Source organism: Noviherbaspirillum album (assembly GCF_035916955.1).
Taxonomy (GTDB): domain Bacteria; phylum Pseudomonadota; class Gammaproteobacteria; order Burkholderiales; family Burkholderiaceae_D; genus Noviherbaspirillum; species Noviherbaspirillum album.
In genome coordinates this window covers 124089-136822 of sequence record NZ_JAWIIV010000005.1, presented here as the reverse complement: position 1 = coordinate 136822, position 12734 = coordinate 124089, and the positions used below count along the sequence as shown (strand labels likewise).

The window sequence follows — 12734 nt, the reverse complement described above, 5'->3', positions numbered from 1 at the left end:
AGCGGCGATTCAACGGAAATGGCAGGCGCAGGCGCATCTCAATGCAGCGATGAAGACGGATTCATGTCGCTGACGTCATCGATGAGCGCGCCGTCCGATACCGCCTTGCCGATGGTCGCTTCCTCGTACCAGTTCTGCACCTGCATCAGGTGCGCGCGCTCCTCGTCCAGCGCCACGCTGAAATCGCTGATCAGCGCCATCTGTTCCTGATCCTCGGCCAGTGCGATCAGCAGTTCCCAGCCGGCGTTGTCGGTCATCTCGGCCACCAGCAGCGCGTGCAGCGATTGCGCGATCGTGGAAGCCGGATCGGCCAGCACCTGCTTCAACCCCTGGGCTTCGACGCCGACCAGTGCGGCCGACGGTGTGCGCGCCTCCGGGTCGCCGCCGATGCCGGCGATGGCCGCGGCCAGCATGTCGGCATGCCGCGCCTCATCCTGCCGAATCTTCTGCAGGTCCGCGAGCGTCATGCTGGTGGAGCTGTCCTGCGAGGTTTCGAACTTGGCGATGAGCGCATCGTAGAACTGGACGCCGTTGCGCTCGAAGGCAAGCCGCTCGCCGAGCTTGTCGAGCAGCAGTTCCGGTGGTTGGCGAGCGGCGGTGGCTGCGGCGCCGGACGCGCGGCGCCGGCTTTTTTCGGATGGCTGTTTCATGCTGTCCTCATCTGCAATCGTCCACGGTCGCATGGAACGGTTTGAAATTACATGATGACCTTGCGGTTGTCGCCCAGCGCATCGGTATTGCCGGTCATGATGCCCTTGGCCAGGCCATACATGCGCTTGACCGCACTGCCGGGCGCGACCCAGTATTCCGCCTCGGTGATGGCCACCTTCAGCAGCACCAGGTTGGGGTCGTCGAGACCGTTGGGAAACCAGGGCTTGATCCACGGCGTCCATAGCGAACGCATCTTTTCCTTGTCGCGCACCACTTCGACCACGCCCGATACCGACAGGTAATCCTGCTTGTCGGGACGCGCATAGCTCAGGTTGACCTGACGGTGATGCAGCGCCTCGTCGACCTTGGGCGAGTCGAGCCCGGTGAAGAACCAGAGATTGCCGGCGGAATCCATCTGCATGGTCGACATCGGCCGGCTGCGCAGAGTGCCGTCCTCCTCTTCGGTGGTCATCATCGCGAACTTGATTTCCTCCACCAGCTGAGCGACATCCTGCAATTCCTGGTGCGCCTGCTGTTGCACGTCCATAAGCTTCTCCTCTGCAAATCAATTCGGGTAAATCGGGACAGTAGGAAGAACCCGGACCGGGCGATTAAGTTCCTGCGCTAGCGAGGCGCTATGCGGCGGCCGGTTGAGGAGTCAGCATGTTGGCATCGCGCACGATGACCCAGGCATTGTCGGCCTCCTTGCGCAGCACGGTGAGAATGGGCCCCGAGCGCCGCATCGGCAGGCCGTTGCGGCGCGGCGTCACGGTCACGCTGAGCTGGCTCCAGCAATACGCGATCCTGCCATGCACATGCAGCTCCCTGATCTCGCCTTCCGATTCGATGCGGTAATGTTGCATGCCTTCATGGAAAGCGGCCAGGAAGCTTTCCTTGCCGCGCATCGGCGGCTGGCCCGGCGTCAGGAATACCACGTCGTCCGAGATCAGCCGCGCCAGGCGATCTGCGTCGCCATCCTCGGACGCGCTTTGCCACTCCGAGAAAAGATCGCGTATGGACTGTTCATCGGTCGGCATGAATTTCTCCTTGTCAGGGAACGGATGGCCGCTATCGATCAGGCGCCATGGTTGGACCATGCGGCGGAAAGCAGTTCGGGCATCACCTCGCCCGCCTTGCCGCGCAGGATGTACTGGGCAATCTCATCATGGCTGGTGGCTTCCGGATTGATCTGGATCACGGTACGGCCGCAGGAGCGCGCATGCCGCGGCAGGCTGGCGGCAGGTTCGACCAGGCTGGAGGTGCCGATGCAGAAGAACACGTCGGCATCGTCGAGCACTTCCGCGGCACGGCTCCAGGCGTCCGACGGCAGGGACTCGCCGAACCAGACCACGCCCGGGCGCAGCATGCCGCCGCAGTGCCTGCAACGCGGCGGCACCTCGCGATCCGTTGCAGCGACGGCCGCGATGTCGGCCGGCTGGCCGCAGTCGAAACAGCGGGTCTCGAGGATGCTGCCATGCAATTCGATGACGTCGCTGCTGCCGGCGCGCTGATGCAGGCCGTCGACGTTCTGGGTGATGACCGTGACCTTCGGTACCAGCGCCTCGAGCCGCGCGACCGCAAGATGGCCGGGATTGGGCTGGGCCTGCTGCACCAGTTCGCGCCGCCAGGCATACCAGTTCCATACCGTGACCGGATCGCGCAGGAAGGCGTCGGGCGTGGCCAGGTCCTCCGGCCGGTACTTGGCCCACAGGCCGGTATGCGCCTCGCGGAAGGTGGGGATGCCGCTTTCAGCGGACATGCCGGCCCCGGAAAAGATGGCGATATGCCGCGCGTCACGCAGCTTGTCCAGCAGGACGAAGTCGAAGAGCATGGGCGAATGAGAGTGCGGGAAGACGGTCCCAGTATAACTGCATCGCTGCCGCTCCCGTGCCGTCTGGCTTCAGCCCGGTGCCGGCTGTGTCCGTGCAGCGTGCGGCTTGGCGCGCACGCGCATGGCCAGCAGGATCACGGCAGACAGCACCATGGCGCCGCCCAGCAACTGCCCCCCGCTGACCGATTCCGACAGTACGGCGACGCCCAGGCAAAGCGTGATCACCGGCTCCAGCGTGGAAATGATCGACGCCTGAGACGGGCCGACATGCCGGATGCCGACCAGGAAGGTGGCGACGGCAACCGCCGACAGCGCCGCGATGGCGGCAATCGCCAGCCAGGCCGCCGCCGTGGGAGGCAGCGACGATCCATGGGCGAGCGCGAAGCCGCCGTTGCCCAGGGCCGCGATGCTCATGATCACCAGCGTGCCGGCTAACGGATCCACGCCCGGCGTGATACGCCCGCCGAGCAGGATATAGACCGCATAGATGCCGGCGGCGGCAAGGCCGAGCATGATGCCCAGAGGCGTTCCCTGCAGGTCGCCGCCGAGCATGACCGCCATGCCGGCCACGGCCACGATGAGCAGCACCATCGTACGGCGGTCAAGCCTCTCGCTGCCGATGGCGACCGCCAGCATGGTGACCAGCACCGGATAGGTATAGAGCAACAGTCCGACCAGGCCGCTGCTGGCATGCATGAGCGCGGTGAAGTAAGCCTGCGACTGGCCGGTATACAGCAATCCCATCAGCACGAAGCCGGCTAGCGTGCGGCCGCGCGGCAATGCGGCGCGGCGCAGCCAGACCAGCGGCGCCAGCAGGGCCACCGCGATGGCGAAACGCAAGGTCAGCAGCATGCTCGGGCTGACGCCGGCGTCATAGGCGATGCTGGCGAAAAGAGCCATGCTGCCGAAACCGAGGGCAGACAGCAGGATAAGGCTGATGGCGGTATTGCGGGACATGGCTTGCAGGCTTTCAGGGCAAAATGTTTTGAGGGTGGGGACAATCACGCATGCTGCAGTCTAGAAGCTTGCACCCGGTGCCACAAACCAATATTCTTGCTGGTCTGCCCCAATATTTTTGCCCCTTATGCATTATCGCCTTCCTCCTCTGCCCGCCGTGCGCGCCTTCGAGGCGGCCGCCCGCCTCGGCGGATTCCAGGCCGCCGGCGAGGAACTGCATGTCTCTGCCGGCGCGGTCGCGCATCAGGTCAAGCAGCTCGAAGCCTGGCTCGGAGTGCCCCTGTTCCAGCGCCTGGCGCGGGGTGTCGTGCTGACCGGCGCCGGCCGGCAGTATGCGCAGGCGCTGCGCCCGCTGCTCAACGGCCTGGCGGAAGTCTCGGAAGCGGCGCGGCGCCAGGGTGACGAGCGGGTGGTGACTGTGACTTCCGTGCCTTCGCTGGTGTCGCGCTGGCTGCTGCCGCGGCTCGGTCGCCTGCGCGAAAGGCATCCCGAGATAGACATGCGGCTGCTGGCATCGCTGCATCCGGTCGATTTCCTGAATGAAGGCGTGGATGTGGCGATACGCCTGGGCACCGGCCCCTACCCCGGCCTGAAGGCCGATGTGCTGATGGAGGAATGGTTTTCGGCGGTCTGCAGCCCAGCCTTCAAGGCGGCCGCGCCCGACCTGAAGGAGCCGGCCGACCTGCTGCGCTATCCGCTGCTGCATGACGAGCTGGAGCCGCGCATCCCGGATGAAATCCTTTGGCCGCGCTGGCTGCAGCATTTCGGCGTGCGCTATGCCGGCAGCAACCGCCCCAGCTTCTCGCACACCTACCTGACGCTGGAAGCCGCCGCCACCGGTCAGGGCGTGGCCATCGCGGCGGAACCGTTCATCGAGGAAGACCTGCGCAGCGGCCGGCTGGTGCGGCTGCTGCCGCACAGGATGCGCGGGCCCTACCGCTTTCATTTGCTGCGGCTGCCGGAGGCGGAGGCGCGGCCGGCGGTGAAGGCGTTTTGCGACTGGGTGATGGAGGAAGCACGCGGCAGCGAGGCAGAGGGTGTCGCGGGGGCCACGGTGTAGCAGGTAAAGAATTGACGTTTTTGCAAGAATTCTTCTACGATGCGTTTTCCCATGTGCCTGTGATGGCCCTTTCATCCATCAAGGCTTCAACGCAGTCTTAAGGAGAAGCGATGTTTCAATGCAGCTTTGAATTGAACAACCAAGCCATGAGCGCCTTTCGTCTCGGTGCAAGCTCCTATCCGGCATTTTCCGGTCTAGGGCGTCATGCAAATCAACGCGCCGTCGCATGTGTCAAGGGCACAGGCCCAATCCCACCCGGGGCCTACTATATTTTCGACAGGCAGTCCGGGGAGATGCTTGGCCCGATAAGAGATATGATCAATGGGAGAAACGACTGGTTTGCGCTCTATGCTGCAGACAACAGCATTGACGACGAAACGTTTTGCGAGGAGGTCAAGCGAGGCAATTTCAGACTTCACCCCAAGGGAGTTACCGGTCGAAGCGAAGGCTGCGTCGCTATTGACAAAGAGTCCGACTTCATTCAGCTTCGAGCAATTCTCACGAGCGCAAAACCAATCAGCGTGCCCGGCACGAAACTGAAAGCGTATGGCCGTCTGGTGGTCAGATGAATCCGCTGCAACGCATGGCCTTCCTGGTTCTCATCCTGCTATCTTCCATATTTCTCGCACAATGGTGGCTGTCGACCGGCATGTCGGAATCCATCTGGACATGGATCAATGTCCGGATTGAAGATGGACAGAATCCCGGTCTTGCGTCTGATATCGAATTGCTGGCCACACTTGCGGGTGCACTGTGTATTTCGGCGACGGGAGCGATGCTTATCCGCCGACTCTGCGTGCGCATCTGCAATAAGGCAGACGACAGTATTCGCTGACACCTTCCCTGCCTCGCCTTCAGCACCCGCAAATCTTCTCGCTGTCCCCCTGAGACCCCTGCGTGCCCGCCGTCGGATGGCCGTCGCGCTTCCACCAGTCGAGTCCGCCCATCAGTTCCTTGACCCGGAAGCCCAGGCGCGTCATGTTGAGCGCGCCCTTGGTCGAGCCGTTGCAGCCGATACCGTCGCAGTAGCTCACCACCAGCGCCTCGCGGTCGAAGCCGCGGGTACTGTCCTCGGACATGGTCCGGTGCGGCAGGTTGATGGCGCCGGGTATGTGCTCGCGCGCATACAGTTCCGGTGCGCGGGTGTCGATGACGATGAGCCTGTCATTGGCTTTCAGCGCCACGCTGAGATCCCAGGAATCGATCTCGTAGGCGAGCTTGTCAAGGTAGTGCTGGAGTTGTGCTTGTTGCGCTTGCATTGCGGTGCCCTTCCCTGTGCCTGAAGTTGAATCCATGCCATCATGCTACCTGCGATTGGTTTGCCCGGGCAGACCATTTTCAACCAACACCGCAGACCACTTGGAACGTCCCCATGCCTTCATCCGGCCGCAAGCTGAGCGGGGTATTGCTGACCCTGCTTGAGCACAACCACGACACGCAGCCCAATCTGTCCACCCGGCTGTACCGCGCGATCCGCACCGCCATCGTCGATGCGACTCTGCACGCCGGCGACCGCCTGCCGTCGACGCGGGCGCTGGCCTCGGATCTTGGCGTCTCGCGCAGCACCGCCGAAGCGGCCTATGCCCAGCTGGAGGAAGAAGGTTACCTTGAGCGCAGCATCGGCAGCGGCAGCTTCGTCAGCGGCGCCAGCGCGGCGCGCATCCCGGCACGCCGCAAGATCGTCATGTCGCAGACTGTGCCCGAGGCGCAGCTTTCAACGCGCGGCCACCGCATCGCAGCGATGGGCGGCTGCATTGATGCGCTGGAAGTGCGCGCCTTTTCCGCCGGCATGCCGGCGCTGGATTCCTTTCCCGCCGCTATCTGGCAGCGTCTTCTCGCCCGCCATGCGCGGCATGCGCCGCAGCGCTGGATGATGTACGGCGACCGCCAGGGCTTGCCGCAGCTGCGCGAAGTCATCGCGCAATACCTGTCGCTGTCGCGCGGCGTCGATTGCGATGCGGAGCAGGTGCTGGTGCTGACCAGTTCGCAGCAGGCGCTGACGCTGATCGCCATGATGACGCTCGATCCCGGAGACCAGGTCTGGCTGGAGGATCCGGGTTATCGCGGGGCGCAGACCGCGTTCGCCGGCGCTGGCGCCGCACTGGTCCCGGTGCCGGTGGATGACGACGGCATGCGCATCGACGATGCACTGCGCGCCGCGCCGAAGGCGCGGCTGGCCTATGTGACGCCGTCTCACCAGTACCCGCTGGGCATGGCGCTGAGCCTGCAGCGCCGGCTGCGGCTGATCGATTGGGCGCGGCGCGAACAGGCCTGGATCGTGGAAGACGACTACGACAGCGAGTTCCACTACGACAGCCGGCCGCTGGCTGCCATCCACGGCCTCGACCGCCATCAGCGGGTGCTGTACGTCGGCACCTTTTCCAAGGTGCTGTTTCCTGGCATCCGGGTCGCCTACCTGGTGGTGCCGAAACCGCTGGTAACGGCCTTCGTGGCAGGGCGCAGCCAGATCGACGGCCACACCTCTCCGCTGACCCAGGCGGTGCTGGCCGACTTCATGCAGGACGGGCATTTCATGGCGCATGTGCGGCGCATGCGCGAACTGTACCGGGCGCGGCGCGACATCTTTCTCGATGAACTGGAACGCCATCTTGGCAGCCGGCTGCTGCCCGGAGCCGCCGCCGGCGGCCTGCAGATGAGCTGCCTGCTGCCGGACCAGCGCGGCTCCGACCGCAAGCTGTCAGCAATCGCCGAAGGCGTTGGCATCGACCTGCCCATGCTGTCGCGGCTTTATCTCGGCCCGCATGCGCGGCAAGGTTTCGTGATGGGATTCAGCGCGCTCACGCCGGGCCAGATACGCGATGCGACGAAGCGGCTGGCTGCCGTGTGGTCCCGGCTGCGCTGAATGAGCCTTCACTCGGTATAGCGGCCGAGCGTGATGATGCGCAGAATGCTCTTGTAGAGGAAATAGGCGGCGCCATACCAGGCCCGCTGGTGCCAGGGAATATTGGCAAAGTCTTCGGGCCGTATCGTCACGCTTTCTTCCACCGCATCCTGGATATGGCCGCGCAAGGTGCGGGCGAAGTCGTGCTGGCGCACGACGACATTGGCTTCCTGGTTGACGAACAGGCTAAGCCCGTCCCAGTTGCTGGAGCCGACCGTTGCCCATTCATCGTCGATGACGGCGACCTTGCCGTGCAGCTGGGTCTTGCGGTATTCGACCACGCGCACGCCGCTCTTGAGCAGCTTGGGATAGAAGGAATGGGCCACCGCATCCTGGATGCGGAACTGGCCGACGCCGAGCAGCAGCGTGACCTTGACGCCGCGCCTTGCAGCGGCGGCAAGTCCGTCGCGCAGCTTGCGCCCCGGCGCGAAATAGGGATTGGCCAGCCAGGCGCTGTGACGCGCATTGCCCAATGCCTTTAGATAGGTGCGCTGGATGGTGCGCCGGTTGCGCAGGTTGTCGCGCAGCACCAGCGCCGCCATCGCTTCATGGGCTTCATGCTGGACCGCCGTGGCCGACTTGGTCTGGCGCTCGCGGAAGCGTTCCCACCGGTAGCGCAGATTCACGCCGCCCAGCAGCAGCCACTGCGACTGGATGTCGAAATGGATGGTTTCCACCAGCGGGCCGTGGATGCGTACCGCGAAGTCCCAGCGCGGCGCCGGCAGCGGCGTTTCGAATCCGTCGTCGGAGAGGAAGTCGTCATTGATGTTGAGTCCGCCCAGAAAGGCGACTTCGCGGTCGACCACGCAGATCTTGCGATGGGTACGCGCCACGCCCCGGTGGAACCAGCTGTTGAAGATGCGATGATGCACGCCGCCCGCGCGCAGCTGGTTGCGCAGCGCCACCGATTGCCGGTGGCCGGTGCCGAGCCAGTCGGTGATGACGTTGACCGTGACGCCGCGCGCGGCGGCAGCCAGCAGCGCATCCCTGACCCGGATGCCGGTGGCATCGAGGGTGAAGATGTAGGTCTCCAGGTAAATCTCGGTGCGCGCGTGATCGATCGCGGAAATCAGCGCGGGGAAGAATTCGATGCCGCGATGCAGAAGCGCGACATGGTTATGAGCAAGGAATTCGGTGGGACGCATGGCAAGGATGGGAGGCCCGGAACCAGGATCCGACAACGACATTGCAATCGATTCTAACCCGGCGGCGCTATCGAAGCCTATTTCAACGCAAGCGAAGCGACGATGGGCGCATGGTCCGACAGCTTGGCCCATATCGGTCCGCGCAGAACTTGCGCGCTTTCAATCTGCAGGCCGCGCACATAGATGCGGTCAAGGCGCAGCCAGGGCAACGCGGCGGGAAAGGTGCGCGCCGGCATGGCCTTTGGCCCCCGCCCGCTCAGGCTGCGCAGGTAGAGTCCGAAACCGCGCGATGGCAGGTTCTCGTCGAATACCTCGCATACACCGAGACGATTGCGCAGCGAGTCGCTGAGCTGGTTGGTCCAGTCGTTGAAATCGCCGGCGATGATCAGCGGCGCGTCCGGCGGCGACGAGGTGCTGACGGCTTCGATCAGCGCATCGGTCTGGCGCTTGCGGCTGCGCGCAAACAGCCCGAGATGGATCACATAGCAATGCAGCTCGGTCTCGGGCAATTGCACCACGCAGTGCAGGATGCCGCGCGATTCGTAGGCATGGTCGGACACGTCCTGATTGGTCGAGGACAACACCGGAAAGCGGCTGAGCAGCGCATTGCCGTGATGACCGTGGTCGTACACCGCATTCATGCCATACACCGCCTGGTGCGATTCGCCGGCCAGGAAGTGATGCTGCTCCTGCTCTGGCCAGAGCGAGGCATGGCGCATCGCGAACTTGTCGTGCCGGCCCTGCACTTCCTGCAGGAACAGGATGTCGGCTTCCATTGAGGTGAGCGCCTGCTTCAGCGCATGTACGCGAGGCATGCTGCGCAGCGAGCTGACGCCTTTATGGATGTTGTAAGTGGCTATCCGGATTTTCATGTGGGCATTCTGGGTGATGAGCGGCGATGTGCGGGCTTGCGCGCCGCACTCGATTGGTGCATGCCTGGCGCAGCGCTACGCATCAGGCCTTTTCCGGCCGCTGCCGCTGGCTGTATTTCGGCAGCTGCAGGATGGCTTCCGCATTCGATGGAGAAAAGCACTTGTCCGCCGCTTCCCGGTAAGGGAGCCACATCTGGCTGATGTGTTCGCGCGGCGCGAGCACTACCGGGATATCGCGCGGCACCAGCAGTCCGAATACGTGCTCGATGTTGCGCGTCACGCCGGGTGCGTAGCGGTGCCGCCAGACGGGATAGATTTCGTAGACGTTGGAGAGTTGCCAATTGTTCAGATTGCTGATGGACACGCTGTTGGATTGGCCTTCGATGTCCGAAGTTTCATCGATGATGCGGATGCCGGTTTCCTCGAAGACTTCGCGGACGGCGGTCTGCTGCACCGGCTCGTCTTCCGCATCCTTGGAGCCGGTCACCGATTGCCAGAAACCCGGCTTGTCTGCGCGTTCGATCAGGAGGACGTCAAGCTCCGGGCTGTGGATCACGACCAGCACGGATTCCGGGATTTTGTAAGGCTTGTGCATGCGTTGGCGTGGAATGCGCAATGAAGCGGTAGGGAAATGATACCCGAAGGGATGCCATGCCTAATTTTGCACCGCAGGAATGCGAGCACGGCAAGGCGAAAAAAGAAAAAGGCGCAGTTGCCTGCGCCTTTTCTTCAATCGGTTGCCAAGCTCAAGCCTTGACCGCCGGCTCCACGTTGCGCAGGCGGATGTGCAGTTCGCGCAGCTGCTTCTCGTCGACTTCGGACGGCGCCTGGGTCAGCAGGCACTGCGCGCGCTGGGTCTTCGGGAAGGCGATCACGTCGCGGATCGACTCGGCGCCGGTCATCATGGTGACGATGCGGTCGAGGCCGAATGCCAGGCCGCCATGCGGCGGCGCGCCGTACTGCAGCGCGTCGAGCAGGAAGCCGAACTTGAGCTGCGCTTCCTCGGCATCGATCTTGAGCGCGCGGAACACCTTGCTCTGCACGTCGGCGCGGTGGATACGGACCGAACCGCCGCCCAGTTCCCAGCCGTTGAGCACCATGTCGTAGGCCTTCGCCAGCGCCTTGCCGGGATCCGTTTCCAGCAGGTCCTCGTGACCATCCTTCGGCGAGGTGAACGGATGGTGCGCGGCGGCGTAGCGCTGGTTGTCCTCGTCGTACTCGAACATCGGGAAGTCGATGACCCACAGCGGCTTCCAGGCGTCTTCGAACAGGCCGCTCTTCTTGCCGAAATCGCTGTGGCCGATCTTCACGCGCAAGGCGCCGATCGCATCGTTGACCACCTTCGCCTTGTCGGCGCCGAAGAAGATCAGGTCGCCATCCTGGGCGCCGGTCTGCTCGATGATGGCGGTCAGCGCGGCGTCATGGATGTTCTTGACGATCGGCGACTGCAGGCCGTCCCGGCCCTTTGCCTTTTCATTGACCTTGATGTAGGCCAGGCCCTTGGCGCCGTAGATGGCGACGAACTGGGTGTAGGCATCGATCTCGGAACGCGGCATCGCGCCGCCGCCCGGCACGCGCAGGCCGACCACGCGGCCGCCTTCCATGTTGGCGGCGCCGGAGAAGACCTTGAAGTCGACATCCTTCATCACGGCGGTGAGGTCGGTGAACTGCAGCTTGACGCGCATGTCCGGCTTGTCGGAACCGTAGAGGCCCATCGCCTCCGCATACTCCATCACCGGGAAGGGATTCGGCAGGTCGATGTCGAGCGTGTTCTTGAACACGCCGCGGATCATGCCTTCGAACATGTCGCGGATTTCCTGTTCGTTCATGAACGAGGTTTCGCAGTCGATCTGGGTGAATTCCGGCTGGCGATCGGCGCGCAGGTCCTCGTCGCGGAAACACTTGGTGATCTGGTAGTAGCGGTCGAAGTTGGCCACCATCAGCAGCTGCTTGAACAGCTGCGGCGACTGCGGCAGCGCGAAGAAGTTGCCGGCGTTGACGCGCGACGGCACCAGGTAGTCGCGCGCACCTTCCGGCGTGGACTTGGTGAGCATCGGCGTCTCGATGTCGATGAAGCCGTTGGCGTCGAGGAACTTGCGCACTTCCATCGTGACCTTGTAGCGCAGGCGCAGGTTGTTCTGCATCTGCGGACGGCGCAGGTCGAGCACGCGGTGCGTCAGGCGGGTGGTCTCGGACAGGTTGTCGTCGTCGAGCTGGAACGGCGGCGTAACCGAGGCGTTCAGCACTTCCAGGTTGTGCGCAAGCACTTCGATCTTGCCGGACTTGAGGTTGGCGTTGGTGGTGCCTTCCGGACGGTTGCGCACCAGGCCGGTAATGCGCACGCAGAATTCGTTGCGCACCGCTTCGGCGGTCTTGAATACATCTGCGCGATCCGGGTCGCAGACGACCTGCACCAGGCCTTCGCGGTCGCGCAGGTCGATGAAGATCACGCCGCCGTGGTCGCGCCGGCGATGCACCCAGCCGCACAGGCTGACGGTTTGGCCGAGAAGCTCCTCGGTGACGAGGCCGCAATAATGGGTTCGCATAGACATATTCAGTTTCCAGTTCAGATTCTTGGGGATGATCCCGTCGCCGCCATCATGGACCGCCGTTCGGGACCCCGGGAAAAACGCTTGTGTTCGGGTATCAGATCGGCGGCGGAACCGCCTTCAGGTTCTTGGAAGCGGCAACAACGTATTCGGGCGACACCACGCCCATCGACACGATGTACTTCAGGGCTTCATCGACGGTCATGTCCAGCTCGATGGCATCGGAGCGCGGCATCATCAGGAAAAATCCCGAGGTCGGGTTCGGCGTGGTGGGCACATAGACGCTGATATAGTCGCCCACCAGATGGTTCCGCACATCGCCGCCGGGCGTGCCGGTGAGGAAGGCGATGGTCCAGGAACCCTGGCGCGGATACTGCACCAGCACCGCCTTGCGGAAGGCATTGCCGGACGAAGAGAACAGCGTGTCCGACACCTGCTTGACGCTCGAATAGATCGAGTTGACGACGGGAATGCGCGTCAGCAGCAGTTCCCATGCGTACACCAGTTTCTTGCCGATGAAGTTGCGAGTCAGCAGGCCGGTCACGAAGATGATCACCAGCGTCAGCATCGTGCCCATGCCGGGAATATGGAAGCCGATCAGCTGCTTGGGCTGCCAGCGCTCCGGCAGCAGCAGCAGCGACTGGTCCATCGTGCTGATGATCAGGTTCAGCACCCACAATGTGATTGCAAGCGGAACCAGGATCAGCAGGCCGGTGACAAAATATTTACGCATGGTTGTTGTTATCCGTGAGCGTCGCAGGCGCGTG

At 63.5% G+C, this 12734-nt stretch carries 15 protein-coding genes; 4 read left to right on the top strand and 11 right to left on the bottom strand.

Annotation, left to right across the window (positions count from 1 at the left end; all coding sequences use genetic code 11):
* Positions 1 to 38 precede the first annotated feature (38 nt).
* The 5 genes from RY831_RS08330 to RY831_RS08310 all read right to left on the bottom strand — a co-directional run bounded on the left by RY831_RS08330 (position 39) and on the right by RY831_RS08310 (position 3439).
* Positions 39 to 650 carry a ferritin-like domain-containing protein gene (locus RY831_RS08330; RefSeq protein ID WP_326505865.1) on the bottom strand — a complete coding sequence of 204 codons (612 nt, stop codon included), beginning with the start codon at positions 648 to 650 and terminating at the stop codon, positions 39 to 41.
* A 47-nt stretch (positions 651 to 697) separates the two neighbouring features.
* On the bottom strand, positions 698 to 1198 hold the full coding sequence (locus RY831_RS08325) for a pyridoxamine 5'-phosphate oxidase family protein (protein WP_326505864.1): 501 nt from the start codon (positions 1196 to 1198) through the stop codon (positions 698 to 700).
* An 88-nt stretch (positions 1199 to 1286) separates the two neighbouring features.
* Positions 1287 to 1688 (bottom strand): YybH family protein, encoded by a 402-nt coding sequence (locus RY831_RS08320; RefSeq protein ID WP_326505863.1) that lies wholly within the window; start codon positions 1686 to 1688, stop codon positions 1287 to 1289.
* Positions 1689 to 1726: 38 nt separating this feature from the next.
* A complete protein-coding gene (locus tag RY831_RS08315) occupies positions 1727 to 2482 on the bottom strand; it encodes an SIR2 family NAD-dependent protein deacylase (protein ID WP_326505862.1) in 756 nt (251 codons plus the stop codon).
* A 69-nt stretch (positions 2483 to 2551) separates the two neighbouring features.
* Entirely contained in the window at positions 2552 to 3439 is an 888-nt protein-coding gene (locus RY831_RS08310) for a DMT family transporter (protein ID WP_326505861.1), read from the bottom strand.
* 127 nt (positions 3440 to 3566) lie between these two features.
* Between RY831_RS08310 and gcvA the strand changes: the two genes are divergently transcribed.
* The 3 genes from gcvA (at position 3567) to RY831_RS08295 (ending at position 5334) form a co-directional block, all read left to right on the top strand.
* Positions 3567 to 4499 (top strand): transcriptional regulator GcvA, encoded by a 933-nt coding sequence (gene gcvA / locus RY831_RS08305; RefSeq protein WP_326505860.1) that lies wholly within the window; start codon positions 3567 to 3569, stop codon positions 4497 to 4499.
* A 110-nt stretch (positions 4500 to 4609) separates the two neighbouring features.
* Positions 4610 to 5068 (top strand): DUF2778 domain-containing protein, encoded by a 459-nt coding sequence (locus tag RY831_RS08300; RefSeq protein ID WP_326505859.1) that lies wholly within the window; start codon positions 4610 to 4612, stop codon positions 5066 to 5068.
* Entirely contained in the window at positions 5065 to 5334 is a 270-nt protein-coding gene (locus RY831_RS08295; RefSeq protein ID WP_326505858.1) for a hypothetical protein, read from the top strand. Before RY831_RS08300 ends, RY831_RS08295 begins: the two co-directional genes overlap by 4 nt.
* A gap of 19 nt (positions 5335 to 5353) precedes the next feature.
* Here RY831_RS08295 and RY831_RS08290 read toward each other — a convergent pair whose 3' ends face one another.
* Positions 5354 to 5758 (bottom strand): rhodanese-like domain-containing protein, encoded by a 405-nt coding sequence (locus RY831_RS08290; protein WP_326505857.1) that lies wholly within the window; start codon positions 5756 to 5758, stop codon positions 5354 to 5356.
* Positions 5759 to 5871: 113 nt separating this feature from the next.
* Between RY831_RS08290 and pdxR the strand changes: the two genes are divergently transcribed.
* A complete protein-coding gene (pdxR, locus tag RY831_RS08285; protein WP_326505856.1) occupies positions 5872 to 7362 on the top strand; it encodes a MocR-like pyridoxine biosynthesis transcription factor PdxR in 1491 nt (496 codons plus the stop codon).
* 8 nt (positions 7363 to 7370) lie between these two features.
* On the opposite strand, the gene clsB is transcribed toward pdxR, so the two are convergent.
* The 5 genes from clsB to RY831_RS08260 form a co-directional block, all read right to left on the bottom strand.
* Positions 7371 to 8546, bottom strand: coding sequence for a cardiolipin synthase ClsB (gene clsB / locus RY831_RS08280; protein WP_326505855.1), 1176 nt, complete (start codon positions 8544 to 8546; stop codon positions 7371 to 7373).
* A 77-nt stretch (positions 8547 to 8623) separates the two neighbouring features.
* Entirely contained in the window at positions 8624 to 9418 is a 795-nt protein-coding gene (locus RY831_RS08275; RefSeq protein ID WP_326505854.1) for an endonuclease/exonuclease/phosphatase family protein, read from the bottom strand.
* Positions 9419 to 9500: 82 nt separating this feature from the next.
* Entirely contained in the window at positions 9501 to 10013 is a 513-nt protein-coding gene (gene nudB / locus RY831_RS08270; RefSeq protein ID WP_326505853.1) for a dihydroneopterin triphosphate diphosphatase, read from the bottom strand.
* 151 nt (positions 10014 to 10164) lie between these two features.
* The gene (aspS, locus tag RY831_RS08265) at positions 10165 to 11970 is read right to left on the bottom strand and encodes an aspartate--tRNA ligase (RefSeq protein ID WP_326505852.1); all 1806 of its coding nucleotides are present in this window, start codon (positions 11968 to 11970) and stop codon (positions 10165 to 10167) included.
* A gap of 94 nt (positions 11971 to 12064) precedes the next feature.
* Positions 12065 to 12700: a DUF502 domain-containing protein gene (locus tag RY831_RS08260; RefSeq protein ID WP_326505851.1), complete on the bottom strand. Its 636-nt coding sequence runs from the start codon at positions 12698 to 12700 to the stop codon at positions 12065 to 12067.
* Positions 12701 to 12734: the final 34 nt, after the last annotated feature.

Bases quoted from the DNA above. Each gene is read 5' to 3' on its own strand.
- RY831_RS08275 (WP_326505854.1), bottom strand. From the start codon at position 9,418: ATGAAAATCCGGATAGCCACTTACAACATCCATAAAGGCGTCAGCTCG.
- clsB (WP_326505855.1), bottom strand. From the start codon at position 8,546: ATGCGTCCCACCGAATTCCTTGCTCATAACCATGTCGCGCTTCTGCAT.
- RY831_RS08320 (WP_326505863.1), bottom strand. From the start codon at position 1,688: ATGCCGACCGATGAACAGTCCATACGCGATCTTTTCTCGGAGTGGCAA.
- gcvA (WP_326505860.1), top strand. From the start codon at position 3,567: ATGCATTATCGCCTTCCTCCTCTGCCCGCCGTGCGCGCCTTCGAGGCG.
- RY831_RS08290 (WP_326505857.1), bottom strand. From the start codon at position 5,758: ATGCAAGCGCAACAAGCACAACTCCAGCACTACCTTGACAAGCTCGCC.
- RY831_RS08260 (WP_326505851.1), bottom strand. From the start codon at position 12,700: ATGCGTAAATATTTTGTCACCGGCCTGCTGATCCTGGTTCCGCTTGCA.
- RY831_RS08325 (WP_326505864.1), bottom strand. From the start codon at position 1,198: ATGGACGTGCAACAGCAGGCGCACCAGGAATTGCAGGATGTCGCTCAG.
- nudB (WP_326505853.1), bottom strand. From the start codon at position 10,013: ATGCACAAGCCTTACAAAATCCCGGAATCCGTGCTGGTCGTGATCCAC.
- RY831_RS08295 (WP_326505858.1), top strand. From the start codon at position 5,065: ATGAATCCGCTGCAACGCATGGCCTTCCTGGTTCTCATCCTGCTATCT.
- RY831_RS08330 (WP_326505865.1), bottom strand. From the start codon at position 650: ATGAAACAGCCATCCGAAAAAAGCCGGCGCCGCGCGTCCGGCGCCGCA.
- RY831_RS08310 (WP_326505861.1), bottom strand. From the start codon at position 3,439: ATGTCCCGCAATACCGCCATCAGCCTTATCCTGCTGTCTGCCCTCGGT.
- pdxR (WP_326505856.1), top strand. From the start codon at position 5,872: ATGCCTTCATCCGGCCGCAAGCTGAGCGGGGTATTGCTGACCCTGCTT.
- RY831_RS08315 (WP_326505862.1), bottom strand. From the start codon at position 2,482: ATGCTCTTCGACTTCGTCCTGCTGGACAAGCTGCGTGACGCGCGGCAT.
- RY831_RS08300 (WP_326505859.1), top strand. From the start codon at position 4,610: ATGTTTCAATGCAGCTTTGAATTGAACAACCAAGCCATGAGCGCCTTT.
- aspS (WP_326505852.1), bottom strand. From the start codon at position 11,970: ATGTCTATGCGAACCCATTATTGCGGCCTCGTCACCGAGGAGCTTCTC.